The organism is Faecalibacterium sp. Marseille-Q4896 (assembly GCF_017377615.1).
In the GTDB taxonomy this organism is placed as follows: Bacteria; Bacillota; Clostridia; order Oscillospirales; family Ruminococcaceae; genus Faecalibacterium; species Faecalibacterium taiwanense.
Genome location: NZ_JAFREG010000002.1, coordinates 402,705 through 424,135 on the forward strand (window position 1 = coordinate 402,705; position 21,431 = coordinate 424,135).

A 21,431-nucleotide genomic window follows, 5' to 3' on the forward strand; every position below is an offset into this window, starting at 1 on the left:
TTTCCTCCAAAAATCATCCCATGTCAGTGTCGGGGTCTGCGCCGGGACTCTACGCACTTGACCCCCAGGCGCCCGAATTAGCCCTGGCGCTGCTTATGCTTGGGGTTCTGGCAGATGACCATCACGCGGCCTTTGCGGCGGATGACCTTGCACTTTTCGCAGATGGGTTTCACGGAAGGCTTGACCTTCATGATGTTGAACCTCCTTTTGGTTGATACCCTGGTGCTTATTTGGAGCGCCAGGTGATGCGGCCCTTAGAAAGATCATAGGGCGACATTTCCACGGTAACCTTGTCCCCGGGCAGGATACGGATGAAATTGGTCCGCAGCTTGCCGGAGATGTGCGCTAAGAGGATGTGACCGCTGGGAGTGAGCTTCCCGGTGTTCTTATCCTCGCTCAACATTTCCACCTTAAAGATGGCGTTGGGCATGGCTTCACGCACAATGCCTTCGATCTCGATAACGTCTTCCTTAGACAAGCTATTTGCCTCCTCATTGGATCTGCTCAGTTTGTCGTTGAACCTGAACCGGTGCCTTTGCCTTGGAACCCTGAAAGCGCCGCGGTTTTCACGTGCCTGCGCCCGTTTGACCGCAGCTTGCCGCTTCAGCGTTCTCCAGTTCCAGTGCCGGTCCACAGACGGACAGGCGGCGATGATCGCCACATACTTCATCTTTCGCGGCACAAAATCCGCAAAACGGGCAGAAAATCCCTGTCCGCCGAGGAAGTATCTGGCTTCCACAGCCATTTATAGATTATACACCTTTTGTTGTCAATTTGCAAGAGGTTTTTTCCGTATTTCCGATAAAAAATTCTCGAAATTCAAAAGCTGTCCTTTCTCTCCCCGGTCTTGGTTTTTCTCCACCGCAAAGATGAAACTTTTTCACCAAAAGTTGTCATAATTGCACAAACAGCAGGAATGGAGAGGGAAAAAGGCACATCGCACAAGGGCAGCAGCCTCGCCCTCTCAGTCAAATCCTACGGATTTGCCAGCTCCCCCAAAGGGGGAGCCCTTGGCAATCCACACAACCTTCATCTTTTTGCCAAGGCCTCTCCCTTTGGGAGAGGTGGATTTGCAAAGCAAAGACGGAGAGGGCGAGCCCGCTAACCAAAAAAGCAGCTGCGACAAGAATACTCCATACGCAAAAGGAGCCACCACACATCATCTGCGCAGCGGCTCCTTTTTATGATTGCTTACTTCAGGCTGAACTTTTCCGGGTCAAAATCCGGGTCATCCCAGAAGCGGGTCATGATCTCAGTGTGATCCTTCAGGATCGCATTGGAGTGCTCAAAGTGCGCAGCCAGACCACCGTCCTTGGTCTTGACGGTCCAGCCGTCCTTGGACTGGGTGATCTTGCAGTCGTACTGGCAGATCATGGGCTCAATGGCAATGGTCATGCCGGGCACAAGGCGCGGGCCGCGGCCCTGATGGCCGTAGTTGGGCACTTCCGGGTCCTCGTGCAGCTCACGGCCGGTGCCGTGGCCCACGAACTCGCGGACGACCGAGAAACCGGCATCCTCGCAGTAGCTCTGCACGGCATAGCCAATGTCGCCGATGCGGTTGCCGGCCACAGCCTGCTCGATACCTTTATAAAGAGCAGCCTTGGTCACATCCAGCAGGCGCTGTGCTTCCAGATCGACCTTGCCCACCGCATAGGTGCAGGCATTGTCGCCGTTGAAGCCATCGATCTTTGCGCCGGTATCGATGCTGACGATATCACCGGGACGAATGACGATGTCATGCGAAGGGATACCATGGATGATGGTATCGTTCAGGCTGATGCAGGCCGTGCCCGGAAAGCCATACAGACCCTTGAAATTGGGGGTGCCGCCGTGCTTCACGATGAAGTCGTAGATCAGCTTATCCAATTCCCATGTGGTCATACCTGCTTCGATATGCTCACCGCCGTACTTCAGGGCAGCTGCGCTCAGGGCATTTGCCTTGCGCATGCCGTCCAGCTCTTTCGCATTTTTGATCTGAATCACGATTATGCCTCCAAAGCTTTCATGACTTCAGCCGTGGTCTCCTCGATGGAGGGGCAGAACTTGATCTCTGCCAGCTTGCCGCGGGTACGGTAGAACTCAACCAGCGGCTCGGTCTGCTCATGATATGCTTTCAGACGATCCAGCACGGTGGCAGGCTGGTCGTCCTTGCGGATGACGGTCTTGCCGCCGCACAGGTCGCACACACCCTCGACCTTGCTCTTCTTGTTGACGATGTGGTAGCTTGCGCCGCACTTCTCGCAGACGCGGCGGCCGCTCATGCGGTCAACGATCACATTGTCCTCGACCTGCAGCTCCAGCACCTTGTCGATGCGGATGCCCATGGTCTCGATGGCCTCGGCCTGAGCGATGGTGCGGGGCACACCGTCCAGGATAAAGCCGTTTGCGCAGTCCGGCTGAGCCAGACGCTCTTTCAGGATGCCGATGATGACCTCATCGGGCACCAGAGCGCCAGCATCCATAAAGCTCTTTGCCTTCAGGCCCATCTCGGTGCCTTCCTTGACAGCAGCGCGCAGAATGTTGCCGGTGCTGATGGAGGGGATGTTCAGCTTGGCGCAGATGATCTCGGCCTGCGTGCCCTTACCAGCACCAGGTGCGCCCAACAGGATCAGATTCATAGGATCATTCCTTTCCTTTGTTAGAGGATGTAAACTCCAAAAAAGTAAAAAAGCACTGAAAAGTTCGAGCGTACTCTCCTTTCCAGTGCTTTCTCACATCTTAATTATTGTGGATCAACCAAGGAAGCCCTTGTGGTTGCGCATCGTCATGAAGCTGTCGAGGCTGCGGGTGGTATCAAGTGCCACACCAACCACGATCAGCAGGCTGGTACCGCCCAGCTGGATGCTCATACCGGTCAGGTTGCCCAGAATGATCGGCAGCACAGCCACCGCAGCCAGGAAGATGGCACCGATGAGGGTGATCTTGTTCAGGGTGCGGGTGATGAAATCGCTGGTCGGCTTGCCGGGACGGAAGCCGGGGATCGAGCCGTTGTTGCGGCGCAGATTGTTGGCGATCTCAACGGGGTTGTACTGGATGGCCACATAGAAGTAGTTGAATGCCAGAATCAGCAGCAGGTAGATCACAACATACAGCCAGGAGGTGTAGTTGAAGGTGTGGAAGAATGCATACCACACCGGGTGTGCCTGCTGGTCGATCTGCAGGAAGCTGCCGATGGTGCCCGGGATGGACACCAGAGCCGAAGCGAAGATGATGGGCATAACGCCGCTCATGTTCAGCTTCAGGGGCAGATAGCTGTTCTGACCGCCCATCTGCTTGCGGCCTACCACGCGCTTTGCGTACTGAATGGTGATGCGGCGCTCTGCGTTGGTCATGACGACCACGAAGACCACAGCCACCAGTGCCAGCACGATCAGCAGCGGCAGGAAGAAGTAGTACTGAGGCTTGCCGGACGCTGCCTGAGTCAGCAGACCCTTGACAGAGGTGTACAGCGAAGACCAGTTGGAGACGATCGAAGCAAAGATGATGAGCGAGACACCGTTGCCGATGCCCTTGTCATCGATCTGCTCACCGCACCATGTGATCAGCTGTGCGCCGGCCACAAAGGTTGCGATGATGACGATGGCGGCAAAGATGCCGGCACCGCCGGAAACGTACTTCAGTGCGCCCATATTGCGGATCACGAAGTAGTAGCCGATGCTCATGATCAGAGCGACCACAGCACCTGCGTACCGGTTGATCTGCTGCAGCTTCTGCTGGCCGTCGGCTTCCTTTGCCAGATTTTCCAGCGCGGGAATTGCCACGGTGAGCAGCTGCACAATAATGGAGGCGTTGATATAGGGTGTCACACCTAACGCGAAGAGCGTGCAACGGGCCAGAGCACCACCGCTCATCATGTTCAGATAGGAGAGCATGTCGCCGTTTGCGAACATCTGCGTCAGCGCAGAGCCGGAAACGAACGGAACGGGGATGGCACAGCCCAGACGGTACACCACGAGGATCGCCAGCGTGAACAGGAGACGATTTTTAAGCTCGGGGATCTTCCATGCGTTACGGAATGTCTGGAACACCTTACATCACCTCAGCCTTTCCGCCTGCCTTCTCGATTTTCTCTTTGGCAGAAGCGGAATAGGCTGCGGCCTTCACGGTCAGAGCCTTGGTCAGCTCGCCGTTGCCCAGAACCTTAACGCCGTCCAGAGTCTTCTTGACCAGACCCTTTGCCTTCAGAGCCTCGGTATCGACGACATCGCCGGCATTGAAAGCAGCTTCCAGATCAGCCACGTTGACGATGGCGTACTGGGTAGCAAAGATGTTGTTAAAGCCAACCTTGGGCAGGCGGCGTGCCAGAGGCATCTGGCCGCCCTCGAAACCAGCGTGCTTCACGCCGGAACGGGCCTTCTGGCCCTTGCTGCCGAAGCCGGCAGTCTTGCCATTGCCGGAGCCAATGCCGCGGCCCTTGCGGGTCACAGCCTTGTTTGCGCCGGGAATCGCGTGCAATTCATGAAGTTTCATTATGCGTATACCCCCTGCTATTAGGCTTCGGTGACGCTGAGCATAAAGCCGATCTTTGCGATCTTGCCCTGCGTAGCGGCATTGTCAGGCTGAACGGTAACGTCGCCCGGCTTCTTCAGGCCCAGAGCCTCAGCGGTAGCGATCTGCTTAGCGCCGCGGCCAATCAGGCTCTTCTTCAGCTCGATCTTGAGCATCTTATCTGCCATGGTTTGTTACCTCCTTAACCCAGAATTTCTTTCACGGTCTTGCCGCGCTTCTCAGCGACAGACTCAGCGCTGACCAGGCCGCACAGACCTGCGAAGGTAGCAGAAACAACGTTGATGGGGTTGTTGGAACGCATAGACTTCGCACGAATGTCCTTGATGCCAGCAGCCTCAATGACGGCACGCACAGGGCCGCCGGCGATCATACCGGTACCAGGTGCAGCCGGCTTGAGCAGAACGGCGCCTGCGCCGTACTTGCCGACGATCTCGTGGGGGATGGTGGTGCCCTTCAGGGCAACCTTGTGCATGTTCTTCTTAGCAGCAGCTTCGCCCTTGCGGATTGCCTCAGGCACTTCGCCGGACTTGCCGATGCCGTAACCAATGGTGCCCTTGCCGTCGCCCACGACAACCAGAGCGGCAAACTTCATGATGCGGCCGCCCTTGACAGTCTTGGAAACGCGGTTGATGGAGACAACCTTGGTGATCATGCCGTCGTCTTCACGGTTTCTCATAGCCATAATGTGTTTCCTCCTCTCATTACAGCTTCAGGCCGCCCTCACGGGCGCCATCAGCCAGGGCCTTAACACGGCCATGATAAACGTAGCCACCACGGTCGAACACGACCTCGGTGATGCCCTTTTCCAGAGCCTTTGCTGCGATCTTCTTGCCGATCTCAGCAGCGGCCTCGACGTTGCCGCCGTTGCCGTTGAAGTCCTTGTCCATAGTAGAAGCCGACACCAGAGTCACGCCCTGCTCATCATCGATGATCTGAGCGTAAATGTGCTTGGCGGAGCGGAAAACATCCAGGCGAGGACGTGCTGCGGTGCCGCTGATCTTGTTACGAACGCGGCGATGACGACGAAGACGAGCTTCGTTCTTGTCGATCTGCTTAACCATTGTCTTTCACTCCTTACCTTATTTCTTGCCCTTGCCGGCCTTGCCTTCTTTGTGCTTGACAACCTCGCCCTCGTAGCGAATGCCCTTGCCCTTGTAAGGCTCGGGCGGCTTCTTGGCGCGGATCTCGGCAGCATACTGGCCGACCTTCTGCTTGTCAATACCGGTAACGGTGAAGTGGTTGGGATCCTGCCACACGATGGTGCAGTCCTCAGTATCAGGAATGTTCACCTGATGAGAGAAGCCCAGGTTCATGACCAGGTTGGAGCCCTGCTTCTGGCAGCGCAGGCCGACGCCCACGATCTCCAGCTTCTTCTCGTAGCCGTTCACAACACCGTTCACCATGTTGGCGATGTTGGTACGGGTCAGGCCGTGCAGGCTGCGGGCCTGGGGTTCGTCATTGGGGCGGGTAACCAGAACTTCATTGCCCTCGACCTTGACGGTCATCAGGGGATGATAGTTGGAATTCAGGCTGCCCTTGGGGCCCTTGACGGCGACGTGATGTGCTGCCTCATCGACAGTGACAGTGACGCCGGCAGGAATGACGATGGGTTTTCTTCCAATTCTCGACATTGTCTTTTACCCCTTTCTTACCACACGTAGGCCAGGACTTCGCCGCCGACGTGTGCAGCACGTGCAGCCTTATCAGTCATGATGCCCTTAGAGGTGGAAATGATTGCGGTGCCCAGGCCCTTCATGACCTTGGGCATATCCTCGCAGTTGGTGTAGATGCGCAGGCCGGGCTTGGACACGCGGCGCAGACCAGCGATAACGGGTTCGCCGTTAGCCTGATACTTCAGGGTGACAACGATGGTGCCCTGAACGGTGTCGTTCTTGACCTGCATGCCCTTGATGTAGCCCTCGTCAACCAGAATCTGGCAGATAGCCTTCTTCATGTTGGAAGCGGGGATCTCCACAGAAGGGTGTTTGGCAGTGCTAGCGTTGCGGATGCGAGTCAGCAGGTCCGCGATAGGATCAGTAATCTGCATTTGCCACTAACCTCCTTAGATTAGCTCTCGTTTGTTTTATAATGATACCGCCCCGAAACATCGTTGCCCCGGGGCGGATATCCGACAAATTATCCGGCCCTCCGGCTGATTACCAGGAAGCCTTCTTCACGCCCGGGATCTCGCCCTTGTAGGCCAGCTCACGGAAGCACACACGGCACACGCCGTACTTGCGCAGCACGGAGTGGGGACGGCCGCAGATGCGGCAGCGGGTGTATGCACGGGTAGAGAACTTAGCAGGACGAGACTGCTTCAGCTTCATAGACAGTTTAGCCATTGTAGAAATCTCCTCCCTTAGTTGTTCTCTGCGAACGGAGCGCCCAGAGCCTTCAGCAGCTCCTTGCCCTCTTCGTCAGTCTTGGCAGTGGTGACAAAGCAGACATCCATGCCGCGGACTGCATCGACCTTCTCGAAGTCGATCTCGGGGAAGATGATCTGCTCCTTGATGCCGCATGCAAAGTTGCCGCGGCCATCAAAACCGTTGCCGTTGATGCCGCGGAAGTCGCGGACACGGGGCAGTGCGATGTTGAAGAAGCGATCGACGAACTCATACATACGCTCACCGCGCAGGGTGACCTTGCAGCCGATGGGAGTGCCCTGGCGCAGCTTGAAGTTAGCAACGCTCTTCTTGGCACGGCACACAACTGCCTTCTGGCCAGTGATCTGGCCCAGATCCTTCATGACAGCTTCCAGGATCTTCTCGTTGTCCTTGGCTTCGCCGCAGGCAACGTTGATGACGACCTTGTCCAGCTTGGGGATCTGCATAACGCTCTTGTAACCGAACTTGGAGTTCAGAGCAGGAGCAATTTCATTGACATACTGTTCTTTCAAACGAGCCATTGTTCCTTACTCCTTTCTTACAGCTCAGCGCCGCACTTCTTGCAGACGCGAACCATCTTGCCGTCCTTCTCGACGTGGCCCACACGCACGGCCTTGCCGCACTTGGGGCAGATGGGCATGACCTTGGATGCGTACATAGCACCCTCAGCCTTGACGATGCCGCCCTGCTCGCCCTGACGACGAGGCTTGACGTGCTTGGTAACCATGTTCTGGCCCTCAACGATGACCTTGTTCTCAGAGGGGCTGACCTGCAGGACCTTACCAGTGTGGCCCTTGTCCTTGCCGCTGATGATCATAACGTTGTCGCCGGTTTTAACATGAAGATTATTCATTTTTAAAACCTCCTTACAGCGATTCCGGAGCCAGGCTCAGGATCTTGGTGTAGCCGGCATCACGCAGCTCGCGAGCAACGGGTCCAAAGATACGGGTACCCTTGGGGCTCTTGTCGGCCATAACGATAACGGCGGCGTTCTCATCGAAACGGATGTAGGAGCCGTCGTCGCGGCGGACGCCATGCTTGCTGCGCACGATGACAGCCTTGACGACGTCGCCCTTCTTAACGGAGCCGCCGGGGGCTGCCTTCTTGACAGAGCAGACCACGACGTCACCAATGTTTGCGTATCTCTTGCGGGTGCCGCCCAGCACGCGGAAGCACATCAGCTCCTTGGCACCGGTGTTGTCGGCAACTTTGAGATAAGTTTGCATCTGAACCATATCAGATATCTCCTTTCAAACTGTTCAAAGCAGCGGGCAAATTACTTTGCCTTCTCAACGATACGGACCAGGCGCCAGCGCACATCCTTGGACAGGGGGCGGCACTCCATGATCTCAACACGGTCACCGATGCCGCACTCGTTCTGCTCATCACGAGCCTTGAACTTGGCGGTACGCTTCAGGATCTTCTTGTACAGGGGGTGCTGCACGCTATCCTTAACGGCAACCACGATGGTCTTATCCATCTTGTCGGACACGACGACGCCGACGCGGGTCTTTCTCAGATTACGTTCTTCCATCGTTTAACCTCCTTACTGCTTCTCAGCCAGAACGGTCATCACGCGGGCGATGTCCTTCTTGACTGCTTCGATGCGGCCGGGGTTCTCCAGCTGGTTGATGGCATGCTGGAAGCGCAGGTTAAACAGCTCGGCCTTCAGGTCTGCCAGCTTGCTGGTCAGCTCTGCGGTCTGCATTTCGCGGAGTTCATTAGCCTTCATTGGTGCCATCCTCCTTCACGGAGTCCTCACGGACAACAAATTTGCACTTGATGGGCAGCTTGTGCATAGCCAGGCGCAGTGCCTCACGAGCAGTTGCCTCATCGACATCTGCCAGCTCGAACAGAACGCGGCCGGGCTTCACAACAGCGACCCAGTATTCGGGAGAGCCTTTACCGGAACCCATGCGGGTCTCAGCGGGCTTTTCAGTCACGGGCTTATCGGGGAAGATCTTGATCCACACCTTGCCGCCACGCTTGATGTAACGAGTCATGGCAACACGAGCAGCCTCGATCTGGGTGGAAGAGATCCATGCCGGCTCCAGAGCAACAAGGCCGTACTGGCCCTGGCACACCACGTTGCCACGGGTAGCCTTACCGGTCATGCGGCCGCGCTGGACGCGGCGGTACTTAACACGCTTAGGCAGTAACATTACTTGTTGCCTCCTTCCTTCTTCTGAGCGGTCTTAGCGCTCTTCAGGACTTCGCCCTTGTAGACCCACACCTTGACGCCGATGCGGCCGTAGGTGGTAGCAGCCTCTGCAAAGCCGTAGTCAATGTCAGCACGCAGGGTCTGCAGGGGGATGGTGCCCTCGTGATAGCTCTCGGTACGAGCGATATCAGCGCCGCCCAGACGGCCGGAGCACATTGCCTTGATGCCCTTTGCGGGAACGGTTGCGCGATCGCGGGGGCTCATGGCATTGCGCATGCACTGCTTCATGGCGCGGCGGAAGGTCACGCGGTTCTCCAGCTGACGAGCGATATCCTCAGCAACCAGCTGAGCGTTGGTAGCAGCGCTCTTGACCTCGATGACGTTGACGATGACAGTCTTGCCATACTCCTTGGTCAGCTTGTTCTGCAGAGCAACGCGCTCTTCGCCGCCCTTGCCGATGACCATGCCGGGCTTAGCGCAGTAGATGTTGACAGTTACGCGAGGAGCGGAAGTGGACGGGTCCACAGTACGCTCGATCTCGATCTTGGGCACACCAGCATCCTTCAGCTGAGCCTTCAGCTCAGTGCGGATCTTGTGGTCCTCGACGAGGTTATCGCTGAAATCCTTCTTGGAGGCAAACCAGCGGCTGTCCCAGTCTTTAATAACGCCGACACGAATGCCGTGCGGATTTACTTTCTGGCCCATTGTTTTCCCTCCTTACTCTTTCTCTTTCAGAACAACGGTCATGTGGCTGGTGCGCTTCAGGATGCGGTAGCCGCGGCCCTGTGCACGAGGCATCATGCGCTTCAGCGTCGGGCCGGGGCAGACGTAGCACTCGGCGACGTAGAGGTTGTTCTTGTCCATATTGAAGTTGTTTTCCGCATTAGCGGCTGCAGACTTCACCAGCTTCAGAAGGGGCTCACAAGCTGCCTTCGGGGTGTACTGCAGGATTGCCAGCGCTTCGTCCAGGGGCTTGTTACGGATCAGGTCCATAACGATAGACACCTTACGAGGACTAATGCGGGCATAACGAAGAATTGCCCGAGCTTCCATGTTGTGTTCCTCCCTCTATTACTTAGAATTACCAGTGTGGCCCTTGAAGGTACGGGTGGGAACGAACTCACCCAGCTTGTGGCCAACCATGTCCTCAGTCACATACACAGGCACATGCTTGCGGCCGTCGTGGACGGCAAAGGTGTGACCAACGAATTCGGGGAAGATCGTGGAGGCGCGGCTCCAGGTCTTGATGACCTGCTTCTTGCCGGAAGCGTTCATCGCTTCAACGTGCTTCATAAGAGCAGCCTGGACGAAAGGTCCTTTTTTAATGCTTCTACCCATTGTCTTAAACTCCTCTCTTACTTACCTGCACGCTTCACGATCAGCTTATCGGAGCGCTTATGATGCTTGCGAGTCTTGAGACCCAGAGCGGGCTTGCCCCAGGGAGTCATAGGACCGGAGTGACCAACAGGTGCGCGGCCCTCGCCACCACCGTGGGGATGGTCGCAGGGGTTCATGACGGTACCACGGCTGCCGGGACGGACGCCCATGTGGCGCTTGCGGCCAGCCTTGCCCAGGTTGACGTTCTCGTGGTCGATGTTGGAAACCTGACCGATGACTGCGGTGCAGTTCACGGGCACGTTGCGCATCTCACCGGAGGGCAGACGAACCAGAGCGTAGCCATTCTCCTTAGCCATCAGCTGAGCCATGTTGCCAGCGGAACGAACCAGCTGAGCGCCGCGGCCGGGATACAGCTCGATGTTGTGGATGATGGTACCGACGGGGATGTTCTCGAAGGGCAGGCAGTTGCCGGGCTTGATATCGGCAGACTTGCTGCTGACGACCACATCGCCCACCTTCAGGCCATCGGGAGCAATGATGTAGCTCTTGACGCCATCGGTGTACTCGACCAGAGCGATGAATGCGCTGCGGTTCGGATCGTACTCGAGAGTCTTGACGGTAGCGGGCATATCGGTCTTCTGACGCTTGAAGTCGATGACACGATACTTGGTGCGGTTGCCGCCGCCCTGATGACGGACGGTGATGCGACCGGTGTTGTTGCGGCCGCTGTGCTTCTTCATGGGCTCCAGCAGGCTGCGCTCGGGAGCGACCTTAGACAGGACGCTGTAATCCGTGACGGTCATGCCGCGGCGGCCCGGAGTAGTGGGGCCATACTTCTTGATAGCCATAGTGCTATTCTCCTTTGTTTATCTTATGAATTATTATCGGGGTCATATCCCCATAGAGGAACCCTCGGCGGGTTCGGCTTAGACCATGCTGTTGAAGAACTCGATTTCCTTGGAGTCCTTGGTCAGGGTCACGATAGCCTTCTTGGATGCAGCGGTGTAACCGGCGTGCATGCCCTGGCGGCGGAAACGGCCGCGCACAGAGATGGTGTTGACCTTTGCGACCTTAGCGCCCGGGAACAGGACCTCAACGGCCTGAGCGATCTCGACCTTGGTAGCATCGGTAGCGACCTTGAAGGTGTACTTCTTGTCAGCGATGCCAGCCATGGAGTTCTCGGTAATGACCGGCTTCAGGATGATATCATGTGCGGTTTTCATTAGCCAAGCACCTCCTCGAGCTTCTTAGCTGCGTCGACGCTGATGATCAGCTTGTCGGCATTCAGCACATCGTAGGTGTTCACGCTGCCTGCGAAGGTGGTCTTCACACCGGCAATGTTGCCAGCGCTCTTGACGAACTTTGCATCGACAGTCTCGTTGACCAGCAGGTTCTTCTTGCCGGCACCAACAGCGTTCAGCATTGCAACCACGGTCTTGGTCTTGTACTCATCGCAAGCGAACTTGTCAACAACGACCATGTTGCCATTGGCAGCCTTGTCGGACAGGACGCTCAGCAGAGCCAGGCGCTTGACCTTGTTGTTGATGTGGTAGTTGTAGCTGCGGGGCTTGGGGCCCAGAGCGACGCCGCCGTGAGTCCACTGCGGTGCACGGATGGAACCCTGACGAGCGTGGCCGGTGCCCTTCTGACGCCAGGGCTTCTTGCCGCCGCCGGAAACTTCCATGCGGATCTTGGTGTTCTGGGTGCCCTGACGCTGGTTGGCCAGGAAGTTCACCACAGCAATGTGGACAGCCTTCTCGTTCGGGGTGATACCGAACACGGCGTCGGAAAGCTCGATCTCGCTAACATGCTGACCGTTCATATCGACTACGTTAAACTTTGCCATTGTAGCTTTCCTCCTTACGCCTTCACGCTGTTGGCCAGAGTGATGATGGTGCCCTTGGAACCGGGGACCGCACCCTTGACAGCGATCAGATTGTTCTCGGTGTCAACCTTGACAACAGTCAGGTTCTGCACGGTGACGCGCACAAAGCCCATGTGGCCGGGCAGGCGCTTGCCGGGGAACACGCGAGCAGGGGTAGAAGTGGAACCGTTAGAACCTGCATGACGAGCAACAGGACCGGTGCCGTGGCTCTCACGCAGACGGTGCTGACCGTAGCGCTTGATAACGCCCTGGTAGCCCTTGCCCTTGGAAACGCCCACAACGTCCACCTTGTCGCCCTCTGCGAAGACATCAGCCTTCAGCACGTCGCCAACGTTCATTGCGGAAACATCTTCCAGACGGAACTCGCGCAGGGTCTTCTTGGGGGCAACGTTTGCCTTTTTGAAGTGGCCTGCAGCTGCCTTGTTGACCTTCTTGGCGGAAACCTCGCCGAAGCCCAGCTGAACAGCCTGGTAGCCATCGCTCTCGACGGTCTTCTTCTGCACGACGGTGCAGGGACCAGCCTCGATGACGGTGACGGGAACGACCTTGCCGTTCGCGTCGAACAGCTGGGTCATACCGACTTTCTTGCCGATAATGCCTTTAACCATTTTCTTTTCCTCCTGTAAAGGTTATTGGTTGGCAGCGCACGTCACTGCCAACATGACCCCTCGGGAAACGAGGGCATCGAATTTGATCGAGTGTCTTTTACAGCTTGATCTCGATGTCCACGCCAGCGGGGAGCTGGAGGCTCATCAGAGCCTCGACCGTCTTGTTGGACGGCTTCAGAATGTCGATCAGACGCTTATGAGTGCGGCTCTCGAACTGCTCGCGGCTATCCTTGTACTTGTGGGTAGCGCGCAGAACGGTAACGATCTCACGATCGGTGGGCAGGGGGATGGGGCCGGACACGCGTGCACCGGTGTGCTTTGCGGTCTCCACGATCTTCTCTGCTGCGGCATCGATCAGCTGAGCATCATAGCTCTGCAGACGGATTCTGATTTTCTCTTTGACTGCCATTGCTTACGCCTCCTGAAAAAATTGATTTTGCCCTAGGCGAGCCGATAAATTGCTCTACACAGTTCCGGGTGTTCCTCGATTTGGCACTATAAAAACCGGTGAACCGCATGGCAGTTCTCCCGGAAACATATTAGCAAATCAAATCCGAACATTGGTTCCGCCCGTTTCGCAGAGGAGTAACTTCTCTGCCGAGGGAACGTATTCCATCGCTGTCAGTAATTCTTTCGCCCGGTTCTAAGATCGGACATACTCCGCGGAAATAACCCATCGCAGCTATCGCCGGATGACAACCTCCCGCATCTACGCATATCGCTGGCCTGCACGACTTGTATCGCACAAGCCCTTTGCAGCCGAGAGTTATTCTATCACACCTTCGTGCATTTGGCAAGTGTTTTTTAGAAAAAAGAACGAATTTTCTTTTTTATTTTCTCCGTTTTGTCAAAGCGCGCATTTTCTGTGCAAGATGCACAATCCGCAGGCTTTTCTGCCGGTGGAAAACTCTGCCGCGCCCGCTGCGCAGTGCTTAGTATGGACCGTTCTGCCGCTTTTATACATATATAATAAAAGGCAGGGCCGGAGCACTACCGTCCTCGCCCTCTCAGTCAAAGCCTGTCGGCTTTGCCAGATTCCCCCTTTTGTCGCTTACGCGCCATCTTCCCCCGGCGCGGGGGAAGTCTTTCCTCAAAGGGAGAGCCCTTGGCAGTCCACGCAAACTTCATCTCTTTGCCAAGGCCTCTCCCCTTGGGAGAGGTGGATGCGAACGTAGTGAGCAGACGGAGAGGGCGAGGCTGCTTTCCTGCCGCGCTGCTGCTTCCGCAGGAAGCAGGCGCTGCAGATGCCGGTCGCCTTTACGACCCCACCCGTGAAAATGGCATACCGGAGCGTCCGCAGACGCTCCGGTATGCCGAAAATATAAATAATTCTTCCGCTGAAGACGGCCAGAGCAAAGCGGAGGCCATTTAGATCATTTCTTTTTCAGCTGTTCCGCCAGCCCATCCCGGGGCGTGATATAGACCGTGGTGTACACCTCGTACAGCACCATGCCGGGCTTTGCACCGCTGGCTTTCCAGATGTTCTTCACCTCGGTGGTGTCCACCGCCACTTTGGCGCCGGTGCCTGCCTTGTAGGTGCTGGAGTAGATGACTGCCAGCTCCGCGGCCTCCTGCTTGGTGGTGTCCGGAATCTCCTCGCCCCGGCTCATGACCACAACGTGGCTGCCGGGGGCCTTCTGCACATGGAACCACAGGTCTTTGCCCCGGGCGGTGTGCAGGGTGAGCTTGTCGTTCTGGACGTTGTTGCGGCCCACCAGAATCTCAAAGCCATCGGTGGAAGTGAACCGCAGGAAATCTGCAGGCTTCTGGCGCTTATCCCGCTGCTTGTAGTATTTCAGGTAGCCCTGACTCTTCAGCTCTGCCCGGATCTCGTTGAGGGCCGCTTCGCCGGAAGCGGACTCCACCTCGTAGAGCACCGTTTCCAGATAGGCGATCTCCTTTTCACCCTCTGCCAGCAGATCCACCAGCATCCGGGCGGCGGTTTGCTTCTTTTTATAGTTCTTGAAGAAGTTCTGGGCGTTCTGGCTGGGTGTGAACCGCAGGTCCAGCGGGATGGTCACTTCCTTGCCCTCGTCGTACCAGTTGGGCACCGTGATGCTCTTCATGCCCTTCTGGGCCAGATAGAGGTTTGCCGAGAGCAGCTCACCGTACAGACGCAGCTTTTCGCTCTTGCCGCTGGCAGCAAGCTCTTCCTGACGGGCGGCCTGCTTGCGCACGGCGCGCTCGTACATATTGTGCACCGCCTTGTGCAGCTCCTTGCTTTTGGTGCGCAGGCGTTCCGCGCGGTCCTTCTCAGCGTAGTAGCCCTCCAGCATGGCGTTGAAGGAGGGCCACTCCTTTATAATATATTTTTCGCCGTACTGCTGCGGGCGGAAGAAGGTATACTCGATGGGCTTTCCGCTGGGGTCGGTGACGCTGCAGGGCGTACCGCCGGTTGCGTGCTCTTCCTTCAGTTCATCGATGGAGGCCATAAGCTTGCGCTTCTGTTCCTCGGTCAGCTCATTGGCGGGCAGATGTTCGCCGTCAAAGGCACGCCATGCAGCTTCGCGGCAGACCACCGGGCCAACACCGGCCACGGTCTTGTTGAGGGCATCAGCCACCGGCAGATCTCTCTGGCAGGCTGCTGCCACGATGGACGCACTGCTCACCAACAGGAAATCCGGTCTTGCAGGCTTGGGCGGCGTGGTGTAGGGCAGGCCCGGCAGCAGCTGGCGCACATCGCTGTCCTCAAAATCCACGCGCTTGAGTGCGTCAATGATCTTGCCGTTCTGCACCAGAACCAGATTGGAGTAGCGGCCCATCAATTCGGCACACAGGGTGTTGCGCACAAGGTCGCCCATCTCGTTGGTGCACTGGAAATCAAAATAGACGATGCGGTCTCCCGGCTCCATGTGCACGTCCAGCAGCCTGCCGCCGGTGAGATGCTTGCGCATCAGCATACAGAAGGAGGGCGGCGTTTCCGGGTTTTCAAAGCTTTCTTCGGTCAGGCACACGCGGGCGGAACCACTGCGGGCCGAAAGCAGCAGCGCATAGGTATCCGTGCGGGTGCGCAGGGTGAGCACCAGCTCATCACGGGTGGGTTCAAATAGTTTTGCAATCTTGGCGTCGGTCAGCGTTGCTTTGAGCTCTGCTGCCGTAAGGGCCAGTGTCGCGGCATCCAATGCCATAGTGTTTACCTCATTTAACGATTTTAAATGGCCGCCGCATTCGCTTTGGCCATAATCAGCGGAATTTTTATTTGTATTTGTAATTCGGCCAAGCCTGCGGGCTTTGCCGAATTACTCTTTCACAGAAGAGGCTGCAGCGGCAATCTTCATCTCAGCCGGAAAATCGCCGCAAGAAAAAGCAGCAGCTTTCCCTTATAAATACGTATACGGGTCCCGGTTCTCGGTGCTCACCAGCACTTCCAGCTCCGGCAGGGCGGCGCGCAGCTTTGCAGCCACGGCGGCAGTCACCGGAAATTCGGTGGCATAGTGGCCCGCCGCAATGAGCGAAAGGCCCAGCCGCTTGGCATCGATGGCATGGTGGTGGTTGGCTTCACCGGTCAGCAGGCAGTCCGCGCCCATAGCAATGGCATCTGCAAACAGGCTTCCGCCCGCACCGCTGATGACCGCCAAGCGCTTGACCGGCTTACCCGCATCCACAAACTTCACCTGCACCGCCGGGCCGTTCTTCGGCTGGTTGCAGCGCGCAGCAAGCTCCTGCTGTGCCTTGCGGGCAAGCTCCGGAACCGCGATTTCTTCAATGGCTCCCACACGGCCGCAGCCCTCGGCAAAGGTTTCCATATTCTTCATGTCAAAGATGCCTGCCAGCACCTCGTTCACGCCGCCCTCGGCAGCATCCAGATTGGTGTGCATACAGATGGCAGAAATGCCTGCCTGCACCAGCTGGAAAGGCACATCCTGCGGGCCGATCTTTTTGAGCGGATCAAAAATGACCGGGTGGTGGGACACGATCATCTCACACTGCTTTGCGGCGGCTTCGGCCACCACCTCAGGGGTGATGTCCAGCGCCGTCAGCACCCGGTGCATCTGCCCGCCGCAGTCCACCAGCAGGCCGGGATTATCCCAGTGTTCCGCCAGCTCCAGCGGCGCGATGGCCTGCATTGCTTCGTATACCTGATTAACTGTTATCATATCTTCACCATCCTCGCCCTCTCCGTCATTGCTTACGCAATGCCACCTCTCCCATGGTGAGAGGCCTTGGCATTCCATGCAGCGTTCATCATTTTGCCAAAGGCTCTCCCTTTGGGAGAGCTGGACGCGAAGCGGCCTGAGAGGGCAAGCCAGCTAATAAACTATCGATTTCCTGCGCCAGTTCACTGCCATCCGGCACGCCAAGGCGCATCCGGGGCAGCTTTGCCTTCTGCCAGTCGGCGTAGCCTTTTCCCTCGGGCCACTCTCCCGTACTGCCAAACAGGCACTCGGCAAAGGTGGGCGCATACACCCTGCCGGTGTATTCCGCCGCCATCACCGCGTACCAGCGGCCCGCCGCCTGCACCGGGCGGTCGGCTGCAAAGGAGAAGCCATGCTCCCACAACCAGCGGCGCAGCGCGTCGTGGCGGGTGGCCGGGATCATGATGATCCGCGGCCCTCCCACGGTAAACACCCACGGGGCTTTCTCTAAAATTTCCCAAGTGGTCTGGGCGGAAACGCCCGCCAACACGATGCTGCCTACTTCGTTCTCCGTAAGCACAGAAAGACCGTCGCCAAGCCGAAGCTCAGCGCGGTCTTTACAGCCTGCATGTTCCAGCGTCTGCTCTGCCTTTGCCAGCGGGCCGGGCCGCAGGTCGGCACCGATCACCTTCGGGTATTTTCCCGAAGCCGCCAGCACCGCCGTCAGCTTGCCGTGGTCGCAGCCGATGTCCGCCACCGGCTCTCCCGGCCGCACAAGCTCTGCGGCGGCAGCCAGACGCGCATCCAATGTGGGCAGCAATTTATGCCTTCTTTGCGGCCAGATGCTCGTTCAGCTTCTCGATCAGCTCATCGCAGTCCACGCCGTGGACAGCACAGGCCTCCTCGATGCTCTCGCCGCGGGATGCAGGGCAGCCCAGACAGTGCATTCCGATCTCCATGAAGTAGGGAGCGGTGGTCTGGTCCATATCCAGGATATCGCCGATGATGGTCTCGCGGGTCACCTGCTTTGCGTCCTTGTGTTCTTCCTTCTTGAGCATATTGAAAATATCAAACATGATGGTTTTCCTTTCCTGTTGGGTAAAATCACGGCATAACCTACCGTTCTTCTATACTATACCCTAAACCGGTACTGTTTTTCAAGTATCTGCTGGGATTTTCAGCGTTTACTGGTAATTCTTATCCAGCGAGAAGCCGCGCCCGCTCACCTCGGTCACATGGCTCACGATCATAAAGCAGGTGGGGTCGATGGCATGGGCCAGCTTTTCCAGCTTCGGCAGCTGGCGGTTGCTCACGATGCTCAGCAGCACCTGCTCCGGCTCGTGGCTGTAGCCTCCCTCGCCATGTAGCACGGTCACACCGCGGTCCAGCTGGGTGAAGATGGCCTCGCGGATATCATCGGCGTGCTGGCTGATGATCTTTACCTCGGTGCGGGTAGTGCCGAAGATGAGCACCTTGTCCAGCACCACCGTATACACGATCACCATCACGATGCCGTACAGACACTGCTGCAGCGGGCTGAACGCCGCCTGCAGGCAGAGGATGAGCATATCGAACACCAGCATACTGGCCGACACCGGGATGTGGAAATATTTGTTCAGCACCAGCGGAGGGATGTCCATGCCGCCGGTGGATGCGCCTGCCCGGATGGTGATGCCCAGCGAAATGCCTACGCCGAAGCCTGCAAAAATGGTGTTGAGCACCAGATCATCGGTGAGCACAAAGCCTGTGAACACCCGCTCCCACAGGGCCAGAAACAGGGGGCTGAGCACGGTGCTGGCAATGGTGGTGATGGCAAAGCGCCGCCCCAGCAGCACCCAGCCCACCGTAAGCATGGTCATGTTGATGACGAACAGCACACCGGACACCGGCAGTCCCAATGCACGGTTGATGCCCAGTGCGATGCCGGTGGCACCGCCGGTGATCAGGCCTGACGGCACAAGAAACAGCACCACCGTGAGCGCATACAGTGCATTGCCCACGATGATGGACAGCGAATTGAATGCGATCTGCTGCTCATATGAAAGCTTTATCATCTTTTGTCCCTCATTCTTGAAGTTCTTTCTTCTATGATAACGAAAAAATCCGCATTTATCAAGCGTTTCGCCCATAAATGCGGAATAATCCCGGAATAAATTACATTTTGTTGTTTACTGCGCAGAGGTTTCCTGCACCGGTTCCTCGTCCTCCAGCAGACGCAGACCGGCGGTATCCGTCACCGGCAGCGAGAACACGATCGCGCCCGCCTTTGGCCCGGCACCGTCCATGATGGCTTTCATGATGCGGTTCTTTTCCGGCGTGCGGGCCACGATGAGCACCAGCTCTTTTTCATTCACCAGCTCCACGCCAAGGAACTGGGCTGCGCCTTCCATGCCGGTACCCTTGGCGTGGATCACCGTGCCACCGCCGGCACCTGCGGCGCGGGCGGCATCCATAATGGTGCCGGTGTGGCCCTGATTGGCGATTACCAGCAGCAGTTCGTAATGGGTATCCTTCAAGGTGCTCTCCTCCTTCAATGTCAGCGGCTGGTGCTGGGTGAGGAACATCAGCGCCCTTCTGCCGCCGATGCTACTCAGCGGCACCGTGAATGCAATGCCGGTGCCCGGCACGTCGATGCGCATTTTGCGGCGCAGGTCTATCCGGACGGCCTTCCATGTATCCTCTGTCACCACCGCCAGCAGCACGGCCTTCTCGGTCTTTTCCAGACCCAGCGTGGCCAGAGTCTCCCGCACCGCTGTGCCGCTGCCCACCGTGCGCAGGTTCACATCCACGCCGCGCTGCTCATACAGCTGCAAAAAGGCATCAGTGGAGCGGCGGTCGGTGATGGTCACCATCAAAAACAACGAACTCATGCCGCGCCCTCCTTACAGTTCAATGATATCATCGTCCGGCAGACCGGCAAAGGCCGCACCCATGGCCGCAGGCTGCAGCCGCCGGGCCTTGCGGGTGCGTAGCTGTGCCACAAGGCCCATCAGCTGCACCGTAATGAGCGGGGTCATGGCCACCATGGCCACCACGCCGAAAGCGTCGGTGACGATATTGCCGCCCACGGCCACGCAGGCACCCTGTGCCAGCGGCAGCAGGAAGGTGGCTGTCATGGGGCCGGATGCCACGCCGCCCGCGTCAAATGCAATGGCGGTGAACAGCTTTGGCACCACAAAGGAGATGCCGATGGCAAACACATAGCCCGGCACGAGGAACCACAGGATGGAAACGCCGGTGAGCACCCGCACCATGGCAAGGCCCACCGAGATGGAAACACCTGCCGAGAGGGCTGTGCCCATGGCCTTGGCCGAAATGGCACCGTCGGTCACCTCTTCCACCTGCTTGTTCAGCACATAGACGGCCGGCTCGGCCTTGACGATGAAGTAACCGATGAGCATTCCAATGGGAATGATGATCCAGCGGAAGCTCTGCCCGGCCAGCACCTGACCCAGATAATTACCGGCGGGCATAAAGCCCACATTTGCGCCGGTGAGGAACAGCACAAGGCCCACGTAGGTATACGCAAGACCCACCGCAATGCGGCCCAGCGACCGGCGATCCATGTGCAGAGCCACAAATTGAAAAATGCCGAACATCACGATAATGGGCAGCAGCGAGACAGCGATCTCTTCCAGATACGTAGGCAGGCTGACATGGAACAGCTGCCACAGCTCCACCGAGTCGCTCACCTCCGGCAGCACCGGCGGGATATAGGTGCTGTCCGAGGCGCGGAACACGATGCCCAGAATGAGCACTGCCAGAATGGGGCCGATGGAGCACATGGCCACCAGACCAAAGCTGTCGTCCGCCGCGTGGCGGTCGCCGCGGATAGCTGACACACCCACGCCCAGCGCCATGATAAAGGGCACAGTCATGGGGCCGGTGGTCACACCGCCGGAGTCAAAGGCCACAGCAAGAAATTCCTTGGGCACAAACGCCGCCAGAAGAAAGATCATGCCGTAGAACAGCACCAGAAGCTTTGGCAGCGAGATGCCAATGAGCATACGCAGGAAGGCAAACACCAGAAACAGGCCCACGCCCGCCGCCACCGATAAAATAAGGGTGCGGTTCGGGATGGAGGGCACCTGATTTGCCAGCACCTGCAGGTCCGGCTCCGAAATGGTGATGAGGAAGCCCAGCAGAAAGCCGATGCCCAAGATCACCGGCAGCTTCCGGCTTTTGGTGATCACCGCACCCACGCGCTCGCCCATGGGGGTCATGCTCATCTCCGCGCCCAGTGTGAAGAACATGATGCCCACCACGATCATGGCGGCCCCCAGCAAAAAGCACAGCAGGATGCTGGGCGACACCGGCGCAATGGTAAAGCAGAGCACCAGCACGATGGCTGCAATGGGCAGCACTGCCTGCAGCGCTTCCAATAGTTTTTCCCGCAGTTTCGGGAGGGATGCTTTCAGGATAGCGTCCACCGCCTTTCACTGTTTTATATCCAGTTTGTACAAATCAGAA

At 57.5% G+C, this 21,431-nt stretch carries 33 protein-coding genes; all 33 read right to left on the minus strand.

What is annotated here, in order from left to right; translation table 11 throughout:
- Positions 1-77: 77 nt before the first annotated feature.
- The 33 genes from rpmJ to J3348_RS05955 all read right to left on the minus strand — a co-directional run bounded on the left by rpmJ (position 78) and on the right by J3348_RS05955 (position 21,391).
- Positions 78-191 carry a 50S ribosomal protein L36 gene (rpmJ, locus tag J3348_RS05795; RefSeq protein ID WP_005921832.1) on the minus strand — a complete coding sequence of 38 codons (114 nt, stop codon included), beginning with the start codon at positions 189-191 and terminating at the stop codon, positions 78-80.
- Positions 192-226: 35 nt separating this feature from the next.
- Complete coding sequence (gene infA, locus J3348_RS05800) at positions 227-478, minus strand: translation initiation factor IF-1 (protein WP_005937979.1); 252 nt, start codon at positions 476-478, stop codon at positions 227-229.
- A 713-nt stretch (positions 479-1,191) separates the two neighbouring features.
- A complete protein-coding gene (gene map / locus J3348_RS05805) occupies positions 1,192-1,983 on the minus strand; it encodes a type I methionyl aminopeptidase (protein WP_097777145.1) in 792 nt (263 codons plus the stop codon).
- Positions 1,984-1,985: 2 nt separating this feature from the next.
- Positions 1,986-2,618, minus strand: a complete 633-nt coding sequence (locus J3348_RS05810; protein ID WP_005937991.1) for an adenylate kinase — start codon at positions 2,616-2,618, stop codon at positions 1,986-1,988.
- A gap of 114 nt (positions 2,619-2,732) precedes the next feature.
- Complete coding sequence (gene secY, locus J3348_RS05815) at positions 2,733-4,028, minus strand: preprotein translocase subunit SecY (protein WP_005937994.1); 1,296 nt, start codon at positions 4,026-4,028, stop codon at positions 2,733-2,735.
- 1 nt (position 4,029) lies between these two features.
- Positions 4,030-4,470, minus strand: a complete 441-nt coding sequence (gene rplO, locus J3348_RS05820) for a 50S ribosomal protein L15 (RefSeq protein WP_005934902.1) — start codon at positions 4,468-4,470, stop codon at positions 4,030-4,032.
- A 20-nt stretch (positions 4,471-4,490) separates the two neighbouring features.
- Positions 4,491-4,676 (minus strand): 50S ribosomal protein L30, encoded by a 186-nt coding sequence (gene rpmD, locus J3348_RS05825; protein WP_005934904.1) that lies wholly within the window; start codon positions 4,674-4,676, stop codon positions 4,491-4,493.
- A gap of 14 nt (positions 4,677-4,690) precedes the next feature.
- On the minus strand, positions 4,691-5,191 hold the full coding sequence (gene rpsE, locus J3348_RS05830) for a 30S ribosomal protein S5 (RefSeq protein WP_005937997.1): 501 nt from the start codon (positions 5,189-5,191) through the stop codon (positions 4,691-4,693).
- A gap of 19 nt (positions 5,192-5,210) precedes the next feature.
- The gene (gene rplR / locus J3348_RS05835; protein WP_005938000.1) at positions 5,211-5,570 is read right to left on the minus strand and encodes a 50S ribosomal protein L18; all 360 of its coding nucleotides are present in this window, start codon (positions 5,568-5,570) and stop codon (positions 5,211-5,213) included.
- A gap of 18 nt (positions 5,571-5,588) precedes the next feature.
- The gene (gene rplF, locus J3348_RS05840; RefSeq protein WP_005938003.1) at positions 5,589-6,140 is read right to left on the minus strand and encodes a 50S ribosomal protein L6; all 552 of its coding nucleotides are present in this window, start codon (positions 6,138-6,140) and stop codon (positions 5,589-5,591) included.
- A gap of 17 nt (positions 6,141-6,157) precedes the next feature.
- The gene (gene rpsH / locus J3348_RS05845) at positions 6,158-6,556 is read right to left on the minus strand and encodes a 30S ribosomal protein S8 (RefSeq protein WP_005938007.1); all 399 of its coding nucleotides are present in this window, start codon (positions 6,554-6,556) and stop codon (positions 6,158-6,160) included.
- Positions 6,557-6,665: 109 nt separating this feature from the next.
- Positions 6,666-6,851: a type Z 30S ribosomal protein S14 gene (locus tag J3348_RS05850; RefSeq protein WP_005921866.1), complete on the minus strand. Its 186-nt coding sequence runs from the start codon at positions 6,849-6,851 to the stop codon at positions 6,666-6,668.
- Positions 6,852-6,868: 17 nt separating this feature from the next.
- The gene (gene rplE, locus J3348_RS05855; protein ID WP_005938011.1) at positions 6,869-7,414 is read right to left on the minus strand and encodes a 50S ribosomal protein L5; all 546 of its coding nucleotides are present in this window, start codon (positions 7,412-7,414) and stop codon (positions 6,869-6,871) included.
- Positions 7,415-7,431: 17 nt separating this feature from the next.
- Positions 7,432-7,746, minus strand: coding sequence for a 50S ribosomal protein L24 (rplX, locus tag J3348_RS05860; RefSeq protein WP_005934911.1), 315 nt, complete (start codon positions 7,744-7,746; stop codon positions 7,432-7,434).
- Positions 7,747-7,759: 13 nt separating this feature from the next.
- Entirely contained in the window at positions 7,760-8,128 is a 369-nt protein-coding gene (gene rplN, locus J3348_RS05865) for a 50S ribosomal protein L14 (protein ID WP_005938014.1), read from the minus strand.
- 41 nt (positions 8,129-8,169) lie between these two features.
- A complete protein-coding gene (gene rpsQ, locus J3348_RS05870; protein ID WP_005938017.1) occupies positions 8,170-8,427 on the minus strand; it encodes a 30S ribosomal protein S17 in 258 nt (85 codons plus the stop codon).
- A gap of 12 nt (positions 8,428-8,439) precedes the next feature.
- The gene (gene rpmC / locus J3348_RS05875; RefSeq protein ID WP_005921879.1) at positions 8,440-8,625 is read right to left on the minus strand and encodes a 50S ribosomal protein L29; all 186 of its coding nucleotides are present in this window, start codon (positions 8,623-8,625) and stop codon (positions 8,440-8,442) included.
- Entirely contained in the window at positions 8,615-9,055 is a 441-nt protein-coding gene (gene rplP, locus J3348_RS05880; protein WP_005938020.1) for a 50S ribosomal protein L16, read from the minus strand. Before rplP ends, rpmC begins: the two co-directional genes overlap by 11 nt.
- On the minus strand, positions 9,055-9,759 hold the full coding sequence (rpsC, locus tag J3348_RS05885) for a 30S ribosomal protein S3 (protein WP_005938023.1): 705 nt from the start codon (positions 9,757-9,759) through the stop codon (positions 9,055-9,057). The genes rplP and rpsC overlap by 1 nt, the downstream gene beginning before the upstream one ends.
- Before the next feature lie 12 nt (positions 9,760-9,771).
- Positions 9,772-10,107 (minus strand): 50S ribosomal protein L22, encoded by a 336-nt coding sequence (gene rplV, locus J3348_RS05890; protein ID WP_005921882.1) that lies wholly within the window; start codon positions 10,105-10,107, stop codon positions 9,772-9,774.
- Between the two features lie 18 nt (positions 10,108-10,125).
- Complete coding sequence (rpsS, locus tag J3348_RS05895; protein ID WP_005921883.1) at positions 10,126-10,392, minus strand: 30S ribosomal protein S19; 267 nt, start codon at positions 10,390-10,392, stop codon at positions 10,126-10,128.
- Positions 10,393-10,409: 17 nt separating this feature from the next.
- A complete protein-coding gene (gene rplB, locus J3348_RS05900) occupies positions 10,410-11,240 on the minus strand; it encodes a 50S ribosomal protein L2 (protein WP_097777144.1) in 831 nt (276 codons plus the stop codon).
- Positions 11,241-11,318: 78 nt separating this feature from the next.
- Entirely contained in the window at positions 11,319-11,615 is a 297-nt protein-coding gene (gene rplW / locus J3348_RS05905) for a 50S ribosomal protein L23 (RefSeq protein ID WP_005938030.1), read from the minus strand.
- Positions 11,615-12,238, minus strand: a complete 624-nt coding sequence (gene rplD / locus J3348_RS05910; protein ID WP_005938033.1) for a 50S ribosomal protein L4 — start codon at positions 12,236-12,238, stop codon at positions 11,615-11,617. Before rplD ends, rplW begins: the two co-directional genes overlap by 1 nt.
- 14 nt (positions 12,239-12,252) lie before the next feature.
- Positions 12,253-12,885, minus strand: a complete 633-nt coding sequence (gene rplC / locus J3348_RS05915) for a 50S ribosomal protein L3 (RefSeq protein ID WP_005938036.1) — start codon at positions 12,883-12,885, stop codon at positions 12,253-12,255.
- A gap of 97 nt (positions 12,886-12,982) precedes the next feature.
- The gene (gene rpsJ / locus J3348_RS05920) at positions 12,983-13,294 is read right to left on the minus strand and encodes a 30S ribosomal protein S10 (RefSeq protein WP_005934923.1); all 312 of its coding nucleotides are present in this window, start codon (positions 13,292-13,294) and stop codon (positions 12,983-12,985) included.
- 964 nt (positions 13,295-14,258) lie between these two features.
- Entirely contained in the window at positions 14,259-16,013 is a 1,755-nt protein-coding gene (locus J3348_RS05925; protein WP_207698539.1) for an NFACT RNA binding domain-containing protein, read from the minus strand.
- A 192-nt stretch (positions 16,014-16,205) separates the two neighbouring features.
- The gene (locus J3348_RS05930; protein ID WP_207698540.1) at positions 16,206-16,982 is read right to left on the minus strand and encodes a Nif3-like dinuclear metal center hexameric protein; all 777 of its coding nucleotides are present in this window, start codon (positions 16,980-16,982) and stop codon (positions 16,206-16,208) included.
- An 88-nt stretch (positions 16,983-17,070) separates the two neighbouring features.
- On the minus strand, positions 17,071-17,781 hold the full coding sequence (locus J3348_RS05935; protein WP_120079774.1) for a class I SAM-dependent methyltransferase: 711 nt from the start codon (positions 17,779-17,781) through the stop codon (positions 17,071-17,073).
- Position 17,782: 1 nt separating this feature from the next.
- Positions 17,783-18,037, minus strand: coding sequence for a DUF1858 domain-containing protein (locus J3348_RS05940; protein WP_005938058.1), 255 nt, complete (start codon positions 18,035-18,037; stop codon positions 17,783-17,785).
- Between the two features lie 108 nt (positions 18,038-18,145).
- Positions 18,146-19,015, minus strand: coding sequence for a YitT family protein (locus J3348_RS05945; RefSeq protein ID WP_207698541.1), 870 nt, complete (start codon positions 19,013-19,015; stop codon positions 18,146-18,148).
- A gap of 114 nt (positions 19,016-19,129) precedes the next feature.
- Positions 19,130-19,831, minus strand: a complete 702-nt coding sequence (locus tag J3348_RS05950) for a P-II family nitrogen regulator (protein ID WP_207698542.1) — start codon at positions 19,829-19,831, stop codon at positions 19,130-19,132.
- 12 nt (positions 19,832-19,843) lie between these two features.
- Positions 19,844-21,391 (minus strand): DUF1538 domain-containing protein, encoded by a 1,548-nt coding sequence (locus J3348_RS05955; protein ID WP_207698543.1) that lies wholly within the window; start codon positions 21,389-21,391, stop codon positions 19,844-19,846.
- Positions 21,392-21,431 lie beyond the last annotated feature (40 nt).